The organism is Klebsiella sp. CSG-1, from assembly GCF_056521145.1.
This window is the reverse complement of record NZ_JBWNLD010000002.1, coordinates 86,331-103,579: the sequence shown is the minus strand read 5'-3', so window position 1 is coordinate 103,579 and position 17,249 is coordinate 86,331. Positions and strand designations below refer to the sequence as shown.

The following is a 17,249-nucleotide window of genomic DNA, read 5'->3' as shown; positions in this document are numbered from 1 at the left end:
CATGAAAGCAATAGTTCCGCTATTGTGCCATATCAAATAAACGACATAGCGGCGTAAATCAACAAAATCACAACGACGGATACCTATTATTGGCGCCGTCAATACGCTTTTAACTGCCTCAAATCAAAAATTGTCACCAGAAGGTTAACTAAAATCCCTGCTCATTAACCCTATCAGCGTCCCTACGGGCCGCATTTTTCAGGAAAAATTATGGAGCTGCTCTGCCCAGCCGGCAACCTTCCGGCACTTAAGGCGGCCATCGAAAACGGTGCCGATGCCGTCTATATCGGGCTGAAAGATGACACTAACGCCCGCCACTTTGCCGGCCTTAATTTCACCGAAAAGAAACTGCAGGAAGCCGTTAGCTTTGTGCATCAGCACCGTCGTAAGCTGCATATCGCGATCAATACCTTTGCACATCCTGACGGTTATGCCCGCTGGCAGCGCGCGGTAGACATGGCGGCACAGCTGGGCGCGGATGCCTTAATCCTTGCCGATATCGCCATGCTGGAATACGCCGCGGAGCGTTATCCGCATATTGAACGCCACGTTTCGGTACAGGCGTCGGCAACCAACGAAGAGGCAGTGCGTTTCTATCACCGCAATTTCGATGTCGCCCGCGTTGTGCTACCGCGCGTGCTCTCGATTCATCAGGTAAAACAGCTGGCTCGCACGACGCCGGTTCCGCTGGAGGTCTTCGCCTTCGGTAGCCTGTGCATCATGGCAGAAGGCCGCTGCTACCTCTCTTCCTACCTGACCGGCGAATCGCCGAATACCGTCGGCGCCTGCTCACCTGCGCGCTTTGTCCGCTGGCAACAAACGCCGCAGGGTCTGGAATCACGCCTCAACGAAGTGCTGATCGATCGCTATCAGGATGGCGAAAATGCCGGTTACCCGACGCTGTGCAAGGGCCGCTATCTGGTCGATGGCGAGCGCTATCATGCGCTGGAAGAGCCAACCAGCCTGAATACGCTGGAGCTACTGCCGGAACTGATGGCGGCCAATATTGCGTCGGTGAAAATTGAAGGTCGTCAGCGCAGCCCCGCCTATGTCACCCAGGTGGCGAAAGTCTGGCGCCAGGCGATCGATCGCTGCAAAGCCGATCCGCAAAACTTTATTCCGCAATCCGCATGGATGGAGACGCTCGGTGCCATGTCCGAAGGGACACAAACCACCCTTGGCGCCTACCACCGTAAATGGCAGTGAGAAAAGTAATGAAATATTCATTAGGGCCGGTGCTTTACTACTGGTCGAAAGAGACGCTGGAAGATTTTTACCAGCAGGCCGCACGTTCCAGTGCCGATACTATCTATCTGGGCGAAGCCGTATGCAGCAAACGCCGCGCCACCAAAGTGGGCGACTGGCTGGAGATGGCGAAAGCGCTGGCGGGCAGCGGTAAGCAGGTGGTGCTCTCCACGCTTGCGCTGGTGCAGGCCTCTTCCGAACTCAATGAGCTGAAGCGCTATGTCGATAACGGCGAATTTCTGATCGAAGCCAGCGACCTTGGCGTCGTCAATATGTGCGCAGAGCGCAAACTGCCTTTCGTCGCCGGACATGCGCTCAACTGCTATAACGCCGTCACCCTGCGTCTGCTGCATAAACAAGGAATGATGCGCTGGTGCATGCCGGTTGAGCTGTCTCGCGACTGGCTGGTGAACCTGCTCGCCCAGTGCGAAGAGCTCGGTCTGCGCGATCAGTTCGAAGTGGAAGTCCTGAGCTACGGCCACCTGCCGCTGGCCTACTCTGCCCGCTGCTTTACCGCACGTTCCGAAGATCGCCCGAAAGATGAATGCGAGACCTGCTGCATCAAGTACCCGAACGGGCGCAGCGTGCTGTCCCAGGAAAATCAGCAGGTGTTTGTCCTGAACGGTATTCAGACCATGAGCGGCTATGTCTATAACCTCGGCAACGAACTGGCGTCGATGCAGGGGCTGGTCGATATGGTGCGCCTGTCACCGCTGGGCAACGATACCTTTGCTATGCTCGATGCTTTCCGCGCCAATGAAAACGGCGCCTCGCCGCTGCCGCTGATCGCCAACAGTGACTGTAACGGTTACTGGAAACGACTGGCCGGGCTGGAACTGCAGTCCTGAAAATAGCTCGCTTTGTTAACAGCATGCTTCGTCTTTTCATGCAGTATGAAAGCTGCAGCTTTTCTGGCTGGCGCTCGCTGAATGCGCCAGGCTGGAAGAAGACCTTCAATCTGATGACGATGCTGTAACAAAGTGAGCCTTTATGACTGACAAATCTATTCCGTTCTCGGTGCTCGATCTGGCACCGATCCCCGAGGGTTCTTGCGCCAAAACGGCCTTCTCGCACTCTCTGGATCTCGCTAGCCTGGCTGAAAAACGCGGCTATCACCGCTATTGGCTGGCGGAACATCACAACATGGTTGGCATTGCCAGCGCCGCAACATCGGTGCTTATCGGTTATCTGGCAGCGAATACCACGACGCTGCATCTGGGATCCGGTGGCGTGATGTTACCCAACCATTCACCGCTGGTGATCGCCGAACAGTTCGGTACGCTCAATACCTTATATCCCGGGCGTATCGACCTGGGGCTTGGCCGTGCGCCGGGCAGCGACCAGCGTACGATGATGGCGCTCCGCCGTCATATGGGCGGGGATGTTGATAACTTCCCGCGCGATGTCGCCGAACTGGTGGACTGGTTTGATGCCCGCGATCCCAATCCGCACGTGCGCCCGGTTCCCGGTTACGGAGAGAAAATCCCGGTGTGGCTGTTAGGCTCCAGTCTGTACAGCGCGCAGCTGGCGGCGCAGCTTGGCCTGCCCTTTGCCTTCGCTTCGCACTTCGCGCCGGATATGTTATTCCAGGCGCTGCATCTCTACCGCACCCAGTTCAAACCGTCCGAACGCTTAGCGAAACCGTACGCCATGGTATGTATTAATATCATCGCCGCCGATAGCAACCGTGATGCCGAATTCCTGTTCACCTCGATGCAACAGGCATTCGTGAAACTGCGTCGCGGCGAAACCGGTCAGCTGCCGCCGCCGGTGGAAAATATGCATCAACTGTGGTCTGCCTCAGAACAGTATGGAGTCCAGCAGGCGCTCAGCATGTCGCTGGTTGGGGATAAAGCCAAAGTCCGCCACGGGCTGGAATCCATTTTGCGGGAAACCCAGGCCGATGAGCTGATGGTGAACGGCCAGATCTTCGATCATCAGGCGCGCTTGCATTCGTTTGATTTAGCGATGCAGGTGAAAGAGGAGTTGCTGGGGTAGTTTTTTGCCGGATGACGGCGGCGCCTTATCCGGCCTGCTCATCCCCTGCAAGCCCGGTCAGCCTTGCGCCACCGGACATTGTGGCTTCGAGTTGGCGGGGGCGTTTTTGCCGGATGACGGCGGCGCCTTATCCGCCCTGCTCATTCCCTGTAGGCCCGGTCAGCCTTGCGCCACCGGGCATTGTGGCTTCGAGTTGGCGGGGGCGCTTTTGTCGGATGACGGCGGCGCCTTATCCGCCCTGCTCATTCCCTATAGGCCCGGTCAGTTTCGCGCCACCGGGCATGCTGTTTACTGGTAAACAGGCAACAGATTAAAGCTCGATAAGAAATGCACGATAATGTTACCGGCGCCAAACAGCAGAATCAGCACAATCATCGGCGTTCCACCCCAGACACGAAACTGTGGGCTGCCGAAGCGCTTGCGCGATGCGCGGGCCAGCAGCGCCGGGACAATCGCCGCCCAGATGGTTGCGGCCAGACCGGCATAGCCGATGGCATACAGGAAACCATTGGGCTGCAGCAGGCCGCCGATGATCGGTGGAACAAAGGTCAGGAGCGCGGTCTTAAAACGGCCGAGAGCAGAATCATCAAAACCAAACAGGTCCGCCAGGTAGTCAAACAGGCCCAGGGTTACCCCAAGGAAAGAGCTGGCAACGGCGAAGTTCGAGAACACCACCAGTAACAGATCCAGACTACGGCTGTTGAGCACCCCGCTCAATGCCTGTACCAGCACATCAATATTGCCGCCCTTCTGCGCGATACCGATAAACTCAGGGCGTGGAATGTTGCCCATCGTCACCAGTAACCAGACGACATACAGCCCCAGAGCCAGCAGCGTGCCGTAAACCAGGCAACGGGTTATGGTCCGGGGATCTTTGCCATAATACTTCATCAGACTCGGTACGTTACCGTGATAGCCAAAGGAGGCCAGGCAAAACGGGAGGGTCATCAACAGGTACGGCGTGTAGGATGCATTCTTTTCGGCGACGTTAAACAGTGTCGTCGGCTCAACGTGACCCAGCAGACTTCCGAAGGTCAGGAAGAAGGTAATAACCTTGGCTCCCAGTACGATTGCCGTCATTCGGCTCACCGCTTTGGTACTCAACCAGACGATAAAAGCCACCAGCAGCGCAAAGCCAAAGCCCGCTGCCCGCGCCGGCACATGCAATGAAAGCTCTGAGAAGGTATGGTGCAGTATGGAGCCGCTGGCCGAGATATAGGCGTAGGTCAGAATATAGAGCACAAAAGCGATCGACAGACCGTTGACCAGATTCCAGCCTTTCCCCAGCAGATCTTTGGTGATGGTGTCGAAGCTGGAGCCAATACGGTAGTTCAGGTTCGCTTCCAGAATCATCAGTCCGGAATGGAGCATGCAAAACCAGGTAAAGATCAGCGCAGCCAGCGACCAGAAGAACCACGCACCGGACATGACCACCGGCAGCGAAAACATGCCTGCGCCAATGATGGTCCCGCCGATTATCACCACGCCGCCAAATAAGGACGGTCGGGTTGCCGTAGTGGTAAGTGTCGCCATTTGCCGAAATCTCCAGTCATTCATGCTTTTCGTTGTTAACGCGCAGCACTGTACCAGTACACGAGTACAAAAGAAATAAAAAAAGCCCCAATCATCACGATCGGGGCTGTATTATTTACTTTACGCTAGCGGAGTGCGCTAATTACGCATCGCCACCGAAACGACGACGACCAGCGGAATCATCACGGCGCGGAGCCGCAGCTGCATCATCACGACGCGGAGCACGAGCACCGTCACGACGTTCGCCGCTGAAACGACGACCATCACCACGGCCGCCTTCACGACGCTCACCACCACCGAAGTTGCGGCCGCCTTCACGACGTTCGCCACCGAATGCGCGACCGCCTTCACGGCGCTCACCACCGCCACGACGCTCGCCGCCACGGTCCGGACGCGGCTGAGCATCGCCCAGCAGCTGCATGTTCATCGGCTTGTTCAGGATGCGAGTACGAGTGAAGTGCTGCAGAACTTCGCCCGGCATGCCTTTCGGCAGTTCGATCGTGGAGTGGGTACCGAACAGCTTGATGTTACCGATGTAACGGCTGCTGATGTCGCCTTCGTTAGCGATAGCGCCAACGATATGACGAACTTCAACGCCATCATCGCGGCCCACTTCAATGCGATACAGTTCCATATCGCCCACGTCGCGACGTTCGCGCTTAGGACGATCTTCACCGCTACGCTCCGGACGGTCGCCACGCGGACCACGGTCGTTGCGGTCGCCACGGCGCTCGAAACGATCGTCACGGTCGCGGAATTCACGCTTAGGACGCATCGGTGCATCCGGCGGCAGAATCAGCGGACGTTCGCCCTGAGCCATTTTCAGCAGGGCTGCGGCCAGGGTTTCGATATCCAGCTCTTCACCTTCAGCAGACGGCTGGATTTTCGCCAGCAGCGCACGGTACTGATCCAGATCGCTGCTTTCCAGCTGCTGCTGAACTTTGGCGGCAAATTTTTCCAGACGGCGTTTGCCCAGCAGTTCTGCGTTCGGCAGTTCGACTTCCGGGATCGTCAGCTTCATGGTGCGTTCGATGTTACGCAGCAGGCGGCGTTCACGGTTCTCAACGAACAGCAGCGCGCGGCCAGCACGACCCGCACGACCGGTACGGCCGATACGGTGAACGTAAGACTCGGAGTCCATCGGGATATCATAGTTAACAACCAGGCTGATACGCTCAACGTCAAGGCCACGAGCCGCAACGTCGGTCGCAATCAGGATATCCAGACGACCATCTTTCAGACGCTCCAGAGTCTGCTCACGCAGCGCCTGGTTCATGTCGCCGTTCAGCGCGGCGCTGTTGTAGCCGCTACGCTCCAGCGCTTCAGCCACTTCGAGGGTCGCGTTTTTGGTACGAACGAAGATAATCGCCGCATCAAAATCTTCCGCTTCCAGGAAACGCACCAGCGCTTCATTTTTACGCATACCGTAAGCAGTCCAGTAGCTCTGGCTGATGTCCGGGCGAGTCGTGACGCTGGACTGGATGCGCACTTCCTGCGGCTCTTTCATAAAGCGGCGGGTAATGCGACGGATCGCTTCCGGCATGGTGGCAGAGAACAGAGCGGTCTGATGACCTTCCGGGATCTGCGCCATAATCGTTTCTACGTCTTCGATGAAGCCCATACGCAACATTTCGTCAGCTTCATCCAGTACCAGACCGCTCAGTTTAGAGAGATCAAGAGTACCGCGCTTCAGGTGGTCCAGCAGACGACCTGGGGTACCCACAACGATTTGTGGTCCCTGGCGCAGAGCACGCAGCTGCACGTCATAACGCTGGCCGCCGTAAAGGGCTACCACGTTTACGCCGCGCATATGTTTAGAGAAGTCCGTCATTGCTTCAGCAACCTGTACCGCCAGTTCGCGGGTCGGCGCCAGCACCAGAATTTGCGGTGCTTTCAGCTCAGGATCAAGATTGTTCAGCAGCGGTAAAGAGAACGCTGCGGTTTTACCGCTACCCGTCTGGGCCATACCCAGAACGTCGCGGCCGCCCAGAAGATGCGGAATGCACTCAGCCTGGATCGGAGATGGTTTTTCGTAACCCAGATCGTTAAGCGCTTCAAGGATGGGAGCCTTCAGGCCCAGATCTGCAAAAGTGGTTTCGAATTCAGCCATGTAGTACGTGTGCCTCAAAATTAATGGCGGCCAGTCTACATAACTCAACGTGAAAATTTAGAGTAATTTTCATTGAAAAGTGTGAACCGGCTCAAAGTAGGTGTATTAACGAACAACAACGCCCTCACCCGTTAAGGTGATGGCAAACAAAAAAATGGGCTGATGTGTTCGTCAGCTATTGCTGGTCCGATTCTGCCAGGTCATCTTGCTCCTGGCCCAAGAGCGATAATTCCAACAATGCGTATCGGTGCTCAACGTAGTTGTGAACGTTGTTTGCGACCGCCAGTTTGAACAGTGCCGTAGCGCTGTCCTTGTCCCCCAGACTTAGGTAGTACTTACCTAAATAGAAGTTGGTTTCACTGAGATGCTCAGCGAGCGAGGTGTTATCCGTTGCGTCTGCCTTCAAACGGTCCATCAACGTTTTTTCGTTGATGTCGCTAAGGTAGAACTCGACAATGTTCCATCCCCATTGTTCTTTATCCGATTTGTCGAAGCGCTGTTTCAGTGCTTCAAGCGCCTGCTTCTCGTCGAGTTTACGCTCAGCGAGGTAAAGCCACAGGCTACGGAAAGGATCATTGGGATCGTCTTGATAAAACGCCAGCAGATCATCTTGCGCTAACTTAGCGCGACCGCCGTAATACAGGGCGATACCGCGATTCAAGTGCGCGTAGTTGTAAGTTGGATCAAGCTCAAGTACAGAATCAAACGCTTCATAGGCAGCATCAAAATTGCCTGCCTGCGTTAAATAAATGCCTAAGTAATTGAATACTTCAGGCATATCAGGTCGGATTGCCAACGCTTGTGAAAAATCATTTCGCGCTAATGCCCTCAGACCGAGACTATCATACAACACTCCGCGCTCATATAAAAGCTGTGCGCGTTCGTCATCGGTTAAAGCCCGACTGGCAAGAATTTGTTCCATGCGCGCCAGAATCACTTCTTGCTGCAAAGTCGGTTGCAATGGCACCGCGAGGACTGCGTCCTTACGCCAGGCAGAGTTGCTGCATCCTGCCAGCGTGAGAGCTGTCGCCACGAAACACCAGCGCAAAAAAGGCTTCATTTCCCACTCCCGAAGACAACGATTGGATGAACGTCCAGTTCCCCGGCTGCAAACAGGGCGTCCTGCCCGTAATACGCCCTCCGCCAACGCGGAGGGCAAACGGCAACCTTACTCGCCTTGCTCAGCAACCGGAGCTTCCGGTGCAGCGGCAGGCTGTGTCTGTTCAGCTGCTTCTTTAATGCTCAGACGAACGCGGCCCTGACGGTCAACTTCCAGAACTTTAACCGGCACTTCCTGACCCATCTGCAGGTAATCGGTCACTTTCTCTACGCGCTTGTCAGCGATCTGAGAAATGTGGACCAGACCTTCTTTACCGCCGCCGATGGCAACAAATGCGCCAAAGTCAACGATACGGGTCACTTTACCATTGTAAACACGGCCAACTTCGATCTCAGCGGTGATCTCTTCGATACGACGGATAGCGTGTTGCGCTTTGTCGCCATCGGTTGCTGCGATCTTCACGGTACCGTCATCTTCGATTTCGATGGTAGTACCGGTCTCTTCAGTCAGCGCACGAATCACGGAGCCGCCTTTACCGATCACGTCTTTGATCTTGTCCGGGCTGATCTTGATGGTGTGGATACGCGGTGCGAATTCGGAGATATCGCCGCGCGGCGCGTTAATCGCCTGCTCCATTACGCCCAGGATGTGCAGACGAGCACCTTTCGCCTGGTTCAGTGCAACCTGCATGATCTCTTTGGTGATGCCTTCAATTTTGATATCCATCTGCAGCGCAGAGATACCGTCGCGGGAACCCGCCACTTTGAAGTCCATATCACCCAGGTGGTCTTCGTCACCCAGAATGTCAGACAGAACGACGTAGTTGTCGCCTTCTTTCACCAGACCCATTGCGATACCCGCAACGGCAGCTTTCACCGGCACACCAGCATCCATCAGCGCCAGAGAAGCACCGCACACGGAAGCCATGGAGGAAGAACCGTTAGATTCGGTGATTTCAGATACCACGCGAACGGTGTACGGGAATTCTTCCGTGGTCGGCATAACGGCCAGTACGCCGCGCTTAGCCAGACGACCGTGACCGATTTCACGACGCTTCGGTGAACCCACCATGCCAGTCTCGCCGACAGAGTACGGAGGGAAGTTGTAGTGGAACAGGAAGGAGTCAGTACGCTCGCCCATCAGTTCGTCAATGTTCTGCGCATCACGTGCGGTACCCAGAGTGGCAGTCACCAGCGCCTGAGTTTCGCCACGGGTGAACAGTGCGGAACCGTGAGTACGCGGCAGTACGCCAGTACGAACATCCAGACCACGAATCATATCTTTTTCACGGCCATCGATACGCGGCTCGCCTGCCAGTACGCGGCTACGCACGGCATTTTTCTCGATAGCGTGCAGGATTTCACCCAGTTCGTTAGCGTCCAGGGTTTCGTCTTCAGCAATCAGCGTCGCGATGGTTTCCGCTTTGATCACGTCAATCTGAGCGTAACGCTCTTGTTTATCAGTGATACGGTAAGCATCGCTCAGACGCGCTTCGGCCAGGGCAGCAACGCGCGCATTCAGCGCTTCGTTGACGGCTTCCGGCTGCCAGTCCCAGTGCGGTTTACCCGCTTCTTTAACCAGGTCGTTGATGTTCTGAATAACAATCTGCTGCTGCTCGTGGCCAAAGACCACCGCACCCAGCATCTGGTCTTCGCTCAGCAGTTCAGCTTCAGATTCCACCATCAGGACTGCCGCTTCGGTACCGGCAACAACCAGATCCAGCTTACTTTCTTTCAGCTCATCCTGAGTCGGGTTCAGAACGTACTGGTCATTGATATAACCAACGCGAGCAGAACCGATAGGACCGTTGAACGGAATACCTGACAGGGACAGCGCTGCGGAAGCACCAATCATCGCCACGATATCCGGGTTAACCTGTGGGTTAACGGAAACAACGGTAGCGATAACCTGAACTTCGTTGACGAAGCCTTCCGGGAACAGCGGACGAACCGGGCGGTCAATCAGACGCGCGATCAGGGTTTCGCCTTCGCTTGGACGACCTTCACGACGGAAGAAACCACCCGGGATTTTACCTGCTGCGTAAGTACGCTCTTGATAGTTAACGGTCAGCGGGAAGAAGTCCTGACCTGGCTTCGCTTTTTTCTGACCAACAACGGTAACGAATACCGCAGTGTCATCCATGCTAACCATGACAGCAGCAGTGGCCTGACGAGCCATCATGCCGGTTTCCAGCGTTACGGTATGTTGGCCGTACTGGAATTTACGAACGATCGGATTTAGCAAAATTCTATCCTTTATATCAATAGGTGACGCGATATCCACGACATAGCGTCAGTTGACCCGATCTCCTGCATCCTCGCGACTAATGACAACCTTTACCCGCCCCTGCGGATCAAGCCTCTCATTAGCCGCGCGAACCTCTGCACGAAGATCATTAATAGCAACAATACATGAGTTTTTAGTGAATTGCTGCCGCCTGGTCGAAAAAAGGGGCCCTGAGGCCCCTTTTTCTGAAACTCGCAGAATTAGCGACGCAGACCCAGACGCTCGATCAGCGAAGAGTAACGTGCAACATCTTTACGTTTCAGGTAGTCGAGCAGTTTACGACGCTGGGAAACCATGCGCAGCAGACCACGACGGCTGTGGTGATCTTTTTTATGCTCGGAGAAGTGACCCTGCAGATGGTTAATCTGTGCAGTCAGCAGTGCAACCTGAACTTCGGTAGAACCGCTGTCGTTTTCGCCACGACCAAACTCAGAAACGATTTTTGCTTTAGCTTCAACGCTTAGAGACATTTTAAAACTCCAGATTTAAAAGAAAGAAAGGGTGCCGATCTCTAATTCAGCGACCCCTGATGCAACGCCCGAAAATGTTAAAACACTTTTGCGGACGTTAAGCGGCGATATTCTACCCGCAGCCGGCTTTTATCGCAAGAACAGCACTCAAGCCGGGTATTCGACAACCAGACGACGCGGCGCCACGCGGCCTTCATCGTCAATCTCACCCATACCGAGAAACTTACCGTCTTCACCTTCAGTGACCCGCACCAGGCCCTGTAGCGGGGCTCCTGTTGTACGGACCGGATTGCCATTCTTAAAGTAAACCGCCGATGTTTCGGGAATATTAACCAGCGGATAATCTGACGCCGGGCTGTCCATAGGCATCAGCAGCGGATCGAGCAGCTGCGCGGCGGGAATATCCTGTGCCGCCGCCTGTTCAACCAGCGCCTGTAGCTGCTCCAGCGTCACCATCCGCTCAACCGGATATTTGCTGACGGCCAGACGGCGCAGATAAATAACGTGGGCGCCACAGCCCAGTTTCTCACCCAGATCGTCGATAATCGTCCGGATATAGGTGCCTTTGGAGCAATGAATTTCCAGCTCCAGCTCATCCCCTTCGTGGCGGATAAACAGCAGCTCATAGACGTTAATCGGCCGGGCTTCACGCGGAACGTCAATCCCCTGACGGGCATATTCGTAGAGCTTTTTCCCCTGGTATTTCAGCGCCGAATACATCGACGGTACCTGTTGGGTTTCGCCGCGGAAACTGTCCAGCGCCGCCGCCAGCTGTTCGTCGCGGAAGGTCAGCGGGCGCTCTTCCACCACCTGGCCATCGGCATCAGAGGTGTCGGTACGCTGTCCGAGCTTCGCAATCACACGATAACGCTTATCGGAATCCAGCAGATACTGGGAAAACTTGGTGGCTTCCCCGAGGCAAATCGGCAGCATGCCGGTTGCCAGCGGATCCAGCGCCCCGGTGTGCCCTGCGCGGTTCGCATTATAGATACGTTTGACTTTCTGCAGTACATCGTTGCTGGACGCGCCCTGAGGTTTATCCAGCAACAGCACGCCATGCACATCGCGACCGCGACGACGAGGACGACTCATCAGTCCTCCTTGCTGTCGTCCGGGTTCACACGACGCTCATCGTCATGCTTCACCACGCTGGTCACCAGGTTAGACATACGCATCCCTTCAACCAACGAGTTGTCGTAGAAGAAGGTCAGTTCCGGCACGATACGCAGCCGCATTGCTTTCCCCAGCAGGGAACGGATAAAGCCGGATGCTTCCTGCAATGCTTTGATGCCGGCTTTCACCGCGGCTTCGTCTTTGTCGTTCAGAAAGGTCACGAAGACTTTGGCATAAGCCAGATCGCGAGACATTTCAACGCCAGAAACGGTGGTCATCATGCCCAGACGCGGGTCTTTAATTTCGCGTTGCAGGATGATAGCAATCTCTTTTTGCATCTCCTGAGCCACGCGCTGCGGGCGACCAAATTCTTTCGCCATAATAAATTCTCCAGATAAAGACAAAAAAGGGGCCATAAGCCCCTTTTTAGAATTATTGCCGGGTGGCGCTATGCTAACCCGGCCAACGCTAGTCAATCGTCTAAGGATTTGGGGGCAACACAGGCGGCAGGCTCATCAATCCCCGGGAGCATAGATAACGATGCGACCGGGGTGAACGAGCGCAGCCAACGCAGTGGCGGCCCAAAAGTCGACGAAGATTACGCGATGGTACGCTGAATCTCGATGATCTCGAACACTTCGATCATATCGCCAACGCGAACGTCGTTGTAGTTCTTCACGCCGATACCACATTCCATGCCGTTACGGACTTCGTTAACGTCATCTTTGAAGCGGCGCAGGGATTCCAGCTCGCCTTCATAGATAACCACGTTGTCGCGCAGTACGCGGATTGGGTTATGACGTTTAATCGTCCCTTCGGTAACCATACAGCCCGCGATAGCGCCGAATTTCGGCGATTTAAAGACATCGCGCACTTCAGCCAGACCGATGATCTGCTGTTTCAGTTCCGGAGAGAGCATACCGCTCATCGCCGCTTTCACTTCGTCGATCAGGTTATAGATGACGGAGTAGTAGCGCAGATCCAGGCTTTCCGCTTCGATAACTTTACGCGCTGATGCATCGGCACGTACGTTGAAGCCTACCAGGATAGCGTTGGATGCCGCAGCCAGGGTCGCGTCGGTTTCGGTGATCCCACCTACGCCAGAGCCGATGATCTTCACTTTGACTTCGTCGGTAGACAGTTTCAGTAAAGAGTCGGAGATCGCTTCCACGGAACCCTGAACGTCCGCTTTCAGTACGACGTTCACTTCGTGAACTTCGCCTTCAGTCATGTTAGCGAACATGTTCTCAAGTTTAGATTTCTGCTGACGCGCCAGTTTGACTTCACGGAATTTGCCCTGACGATACAACGCAACTTCACGCGCTTTCTTCTCGTCACGAACCACGGTCACTTCATCACCCGCAGCCGGAACACCGGACAGACCGAGGATTTCCACCGGAATGGACGGACCCGCTTCCAGAACTTCCTGACCCAGTTCGTTACGCATCGCACGAACGCGACCGTATTCGAAGCCGCACAGAACGATGTCGCCCTTGTGCAGAGTACCTTCGCGAACCAGAACGGTTGCCACCGGACCACGACCTTTATCCAGGAAGGATTCGATAACCGCACCGCTGGCCATACCGTTACGTACCGCTTTCAGCTCCAGAACTTCAGCCTGCAGCAGGATAGCATTCAACAGGTCATCAATACCGGTACCCGCTTTCGCAGAAACAGGGATGAACTGAGATTCGCCGCCCCACTCTTCCGGCATAACGCCGTACTGAGACAGTTCGTTTTTAACGCGATCCATATCCGCTTCAGGTTTGTCGATCTTGTTGACCGCAACCACTACCGGCACCTGAGCCGCTTTTGCGTGCTGGATAGCTTCGATAGTCTGTGGCATCACGCCATCGTCGGCAGCGACAACCAGAACAACGATATCCGTTGCCTGCGCACCACGAGCACGCATTGAGGTAAACGCGGCGTGGCCCGGGGTATCCAGGAAGGTGATCATCCCGTTTTCAGTTTCAACGTGGTATGCACCGATGTGCTGGGTAATACCACCCGCTTCGCCGGATGCCACTTTGGTTGAACGAATATAGTCCAGCAGAGAGGTTTTACCGTGGTCAACGTGACCCATGATGGTCACAACCGGTGCACGGGCTTCTGCCGCCGCGCCGGTATCACGGTCGCTCATTACCGCTTCTTCCAGTTCGTTCTCACGACGCAGGATAACTTTGTGGCCCATCTCTTCGGCAACCAGCTGTGCGGTTTCCTGGTCGATGACCTGGTTGATGGTCGCCATCGCGCCCAGCTTCATCATCGCTTTGATGACCTGAGAGCCTTTGACCGCCATCTTGTTAGCCAGCTCGCCAACGGTGATGGTTTCACCGATGATAACGTCACGGTTTACAGCCTGCGCAGGCTTCTGGAAGCCCTGTTGCAGAGAAGAACCTTTACGCTTGCCGCCTTTGCCGCCACGAACGGCTGCACGGGCTTCTTCACGATCGGCTTTGGATTCGGCGTGTTTGTTGCCTTTCTTCGGACGCGCAGCTTTGCTGTTGCGACCGCGGCCACGACCGCCTTCAACTTCGCGATCGTTATCATCTTCAGCCTGACGGGCGTGCTGAGACGTCGTCACGTGATAATCGCTGGTTTCTTCTGGAGCTTCTGGTGTTTCGGTCCAGTTCTTTTCGTTTTCTGCAGCCATACGGCGTGCTTCGTCCGCTACGCGGCGCGCTTCTTCTTCAAGCTTGCGACGTGCTTCTTCTTCCGCTTTACGTTTCAGCTCTGCTGCTTCGTTTTCACGGCGGATCTTTTCAGCCTGGGCGCTTTTTGTCATGTCGTCGGTTTGTTGATTGCTCACTTTGTCTTTTTCCGCAGCTTCACGTTTCGCTTTCTCAGCGACTTCACGTTTAGCTTGTTCTGCGGCCTCACGTTCAGCTTTTAATTGCGCCTCTCGCTTGGCAGCTTCTTCTGCCTCGCGATGGGCTTGCTCTTCCGCTTCACGCTGCGCCTGCTCTTCCGCGGCAAGGCGTTCTGCCTCTTGCGGATCGCGTTTCACAAAGGTGCGCTTCTTGCGGACTTCGATTTGTACCGATTTACTTTTACCACCGGTACCTGGAATATTTAACGTGCTGCGCGTTTTGCGCTGCAGCGTCAGCTTGTCGGGCGCCGAACCGTGTTCACGGTTCAGGTGCGTCAACAAGGTCTGCTTCTCTTGCGCCGTCACAGAATCATCAGCCGATTTGCGAATCCCTGCATCAGCAAATTGCTGTATCAGGCGATCCACAGAGGTCTGAATCTCTGAGGCCAGCGCTTTAATGGTCACATCTGTCATGCTGTTCCTTCCTGCTACAGTTTATTACGCTTCGTCGCCGAACCAACAAATATTACGGGCGGCCATGATGAGCTCTCCGGCTTTTTCGTCGGTCAACCCTTCGATATCAGCCAGATCATCAATGCCCTGCTCGGCGAGATCTTCCAGCGTACAAACACCACGGGCAGCCAGTTTGAAAGCCATCAAACGTTCTAAACCTTCCAGATTTAACAAATCATCGGCAGGTTTAGTATCTCCCAGGCTTTCTTCCTGAGCCAGCGCCAACGTGGTCAGCGCATTTTTCGCACGCTCACGAAGTGCTTCAACGGTGGCTTCATCCAGACCGTCGATTTCCAGCAGTTCTTTCACCGGCACATAGGCCAGTTCTTCCAACGTCGCGAAACCTTCTTCAACCAGCAGCGTGGCGAAATCTTCATCAATATCAAGATATTTCGTGAAGGTATCGATAGCCGCGTGGGCTTCAGCCTGATGCTTCGCCTGCAGGTCGTCAACGGTCATCACGTTGAGTTCCCAGCCGCTCAGCTGTGAGGCCAGACGGACGTTTTGACCGTTACGGCCAATCGCCTGCGCCAGATTGCCCGCTTCAACCGCGATATCCATGGTGTGCTTATCTTCATCCACCACGATAGAGGCGACGTCAGCCGGTGCCATCGCGTTAATCACGAATTGCGCCGGGTTATCATCCCACAGGACGATATCGATACGCTCGCCGCCCAGCTCGGTTGAAACCGCCTGAACGCGTGCGCCACGCATACCTACGCAAGCGCCAACCGGGTCGATACGCTTATCGTTGGTTTTCACCGCAATCTTGGCACGAGAGCCCGGATCGCGAGCGGCGGCTTTGATTTCGAGAACTTCTTCGCCGATTTCCGGTACTTCAATACGGAACAATTCAACCAGCATTTCCGGCTTAGAACGGGTCACGAACAGCTGAGCGCCGCGCGCTTCCGGACGAACCGCATACAGGACACCGCGGATACGGTCACCCGGACGGAAGTTCTCACGCGGCAACATATCTTCACGCAGGATCACGGCTTCAGCATTGCTGCCCAGATCCAGAGTGATGTTGTCGCGGTTTACTTTCTTCACCACGCCGGTGATGATTTCACCTTCGTGCTCGCGGAACTGATCGACAACCATAGCGCGTTCAGCTTCACGCACTTTCTGTACGATAACCTGTTTCGCGGTCTGCGTAGTGATACGGTCGAAGGTGACGGATTCAATCTGGTCCTCAACGTAGTCACCAGGATTCATGCTTTCGTCTTCGTAGCGCGCCGCTTCCAGCGTAATTTCGCGCGTCGGCTGGGTCACTTCTTCAACGACCAGCCAACGACGGAAGGTGTCGAAATCACCGCTTTTACGGTCGATTTCTACGCGAACGTCGATCTCTTGTTCATATTTTTTCTTGGTTGCCGTTGCCAGAGCACTTTCCAGCGCTTCGAAAATCTTTTCGCGCGGCAGCGCCTTTTCGTTGGAAACGGCTTCAACAACAGCCAAAATTTCTTTGTTCATCGGGGCCTTTCACCTCAATCCAGACTGTTAAAAGTGGGGAACCAGGTTCGCCTTCTGGATGTTACTCAGCGCGAACACTTCATCTTTGCCTTCGACGGTTACCGTGATCATTTCACCGTCTACCGCTTTGATAATGCCCTGCCATTTGCGACGGTTCTGTACCGCCATACGCAATACCAGCGCGACTTCCTCACCGGAAAAACGCTCATAGTGTTCGGCGGTAAACATCGGGCGATCGAGACCAGGTGAAGATACTTCCAGGTTGTAAGCTACGGTGATTGGATCTTCGACATCCATGACAGCGCTGACCTGGTGGCTCACATCAGCACAATCATCAACATTGATGCCATCATCACTATCAATATAGATGCGCAGTGTGGATGTGCGACCGCGAATGAATTCGATGCCGACCAGCTCAAAGCCAAGCGCTTCAACCGGCGCCGTGAGCATCTCTGTTAATTTTTGCTCTAATGTGGACAAACCCACCCCCAAGACATAAAAAAAGGGCGTATAGCCCAGTTATTCTGAAGTCAGATAACAAAAAACCCCGATAAATCGGGGTTTTAGATAACTGAACCCTGCGATCGCAACTGCGATCTGGAACACCTTCCAGGAGAATTCTTTCAAATTCGGATACGA

General features: G+C 54.8%; 14 protein-coding genes. 3 read left to right on the top strand and 11 right to left on the bottom strand.

All coding sequences use genetic code 11. The features are described from left to right. The first annotated feature begins 210 nt into the window (after nucleotides 1–210). The 3 genes from ubiU (at nucleotide 211) to AC007G_RS04990 (ending at nucleotide 3,243) form a co-directional block, all read left to right on the top strand. On the top strand, nucleotides 211–1,206 hold the full coding sequence (gene ubiU / locus AC007G_RS05000; protein WP_004868047.1) for a ubiquinone anaerobic biosynthesis protein UbiU: 996 nt from the start codon (nucleotides 211–213) through the stop codon (nucleotides 1,204–1,206). Between the two features lie 8 nt (nucleotides 1,207–1,214). Further along, nucleotides 1,215–2,093: a U32 family peptidase gene (locus AC007G_RS04995; RefSeq protein WP_142629937.1), complete on the top strand. Its 879-nt coding sequence runs from the start codon at nucleotides 1,215–1,217 to the stop codon at nucleotides 2,091–2,093. A 142-nt stretch (nucleotides 2,094–2,235) separates the two neighbouring features. Then, entirely contained in the window at nucleotides 2,236–3,243 is a 1,008-nt protein-coding gene (locus AC007G_RS04990) for a luciferase-like monooxygenase (protein ID WP_142629939.1), read from the top strand. 288 nt (nucleotides 3,244–3,531) lie between these two features. On the opposite strand, the gene mtr is transcribed toward AC007G_RS04990, so the two are convergent. From mtr to rimP, 11 genes are all read right to left on the bottom strand, one after another. Continuing rightward, nucleotides 3,532–4,776 carry a tryptophan permease gene (mtr, locus tag AC007G_RS04985; protein WP_032690586.1) on the bottom strand — a complete coding sequence of 415 codons (1,245 nt, stop codon included), beginning with the start codon at nucleotides 4,774–4,776 and terminating at the stop codon, nucleotides 3,532–3,534. A 142-nt stretch (nucleotides 4,777–4,918) separates the two neighbouring features. Beyond that, nucleotides 4,919–6,886 (bottom strand): DEAD/DEAH family ATP-dependent RNA helicase, encoded by a 1,968-nt coding sequence (locus AC007G_RS04980; protein ID WP_004868054.1) that lies wholly within the window; start codon nucleotides 6,884–6,886, stop codon nucleotides 4,919–4,921. After that, on the bottom strand, nucleotides 6,879–6,959 hold the full coding sequence (gene yrbN / locus AC007G_RS04975; protein ID WP_099001532.1) for a protein YrbN: 81 nt from the start codon (nucleotides 6,957–6,959) through the stop codon (nucleotides 6,879–6,881). The genes AC007G_RS04980 and yrbN overlap by 8 nt, the downstream gene beginning before the upstream one ends. Before the next feature lie 102 nt (nucleotides 6,960–7,061). Next, nucleotides 7,062–7,946, bottom strand: a complete 885-nt coding sequence (nlpI, locus tag AC007G_RS04970; RefSeq protein ID WP_004868058.1) for a lipoprotein NlpI — start codon at nucleotides 7,944–7,946, stop codon at nucleotides 7,062–7,064. Between the two features lie 108 nt (nucleotides 7,947–8,054). Continuing rightward, nucleotides 8,055–10,190, bottom strand: a complete 2,136-nt coding sequence (pnp, locus tag AC007G_RS04965) for a polyribonucleotide nucleotidyltransferase (RefSeq protein WP_479466552.1) — start codon at nucleotides 10,188–10,190, stop codon at nucleotides 8,055–8,057. A gap of 242 nt (nucleotides 10,191–10,432) precedes the next feature. Beyond that, complete coding sequence (gene rpsO, locus AC007G_RS04960; protein WP_004868066.1) at nucleotides 10,433–10,702, bottom strand: 30S ribosomal protein S15; 270 nt, start codon at nucleotides 10,700–10,702, stop codon at nucleotides 10,433–10,435. Nucleotides 10,703–10,849: 147 nt separating this feature from the next. After that, on the bottom strand, nucleotides 10,850–11,794 hold the full coding sequence (gene truB, locus AC007G_RS04955) for a tRNA pseudouridine(55) synthase TruB (protein ID WP_142629941.1): 945 nt from the start codon (nucleotides 11,792–11,794) through the stop codon (nucleotides 10,850–10,852). Continuing rightward, nucleotides 11,794–12,195, bottom strand: coding sequence for a 30S ribosome-binding factor RbfA (rbfA, locus tag AC007G_RS04950; protein WP_004106092.1), 402 nt, complete (start codon nucleotides 12,193–12,195; stop codon nucleotides 11,794–11,796). Before rbfA ends, truB begins: the two co-directional genes overlap by 1 nt. A gap of 218 nt (nucleotides 12,196–12,413) precedes the next feature. Next, nucleotides 12,414–15,098 (bottom strand): translation initiation factor IF-2, encoded by a 2,685-nt coding sequence (gene infB, locus AC007G_RS04945; RefSeq protein ID WP_004868071.1) that lies wholly within the window; start codon nucleotides 15,096–15,098, stop codon nucleotides 12,414–12,416. A 24-nt stretch (nucleotides 15,099–15,122) separates the two neighbouring features. Beyond that, entirely contained in the window at nucleotides 15,123–16,610 is a 1,488-nt protein-coding gene (gene nusA / locus AC007G_RS04940) for a transcription termination factor NusA (RefSeq protein ID WP_032690584.1), read from the bottom strand. A 27-nt stretch (nucleotides 16,611–16,637) separates the two neighbouring features. Next, on the bottom strand, nucleotides 16,638–17,090 hold the full coding sequence (gene rimP, locus AC007G_RS04935; RefSeq protein ID WP_004868075.1) for a ribosome maturation factor RimP: 453 nt from the start codon (nucleotides 17,088–17,090) through the stop codon (nucleotides 16,638–16,640). Between the last annotated feature and the right edge of the window lie 159 nt (nucleotides 17,091–17,249).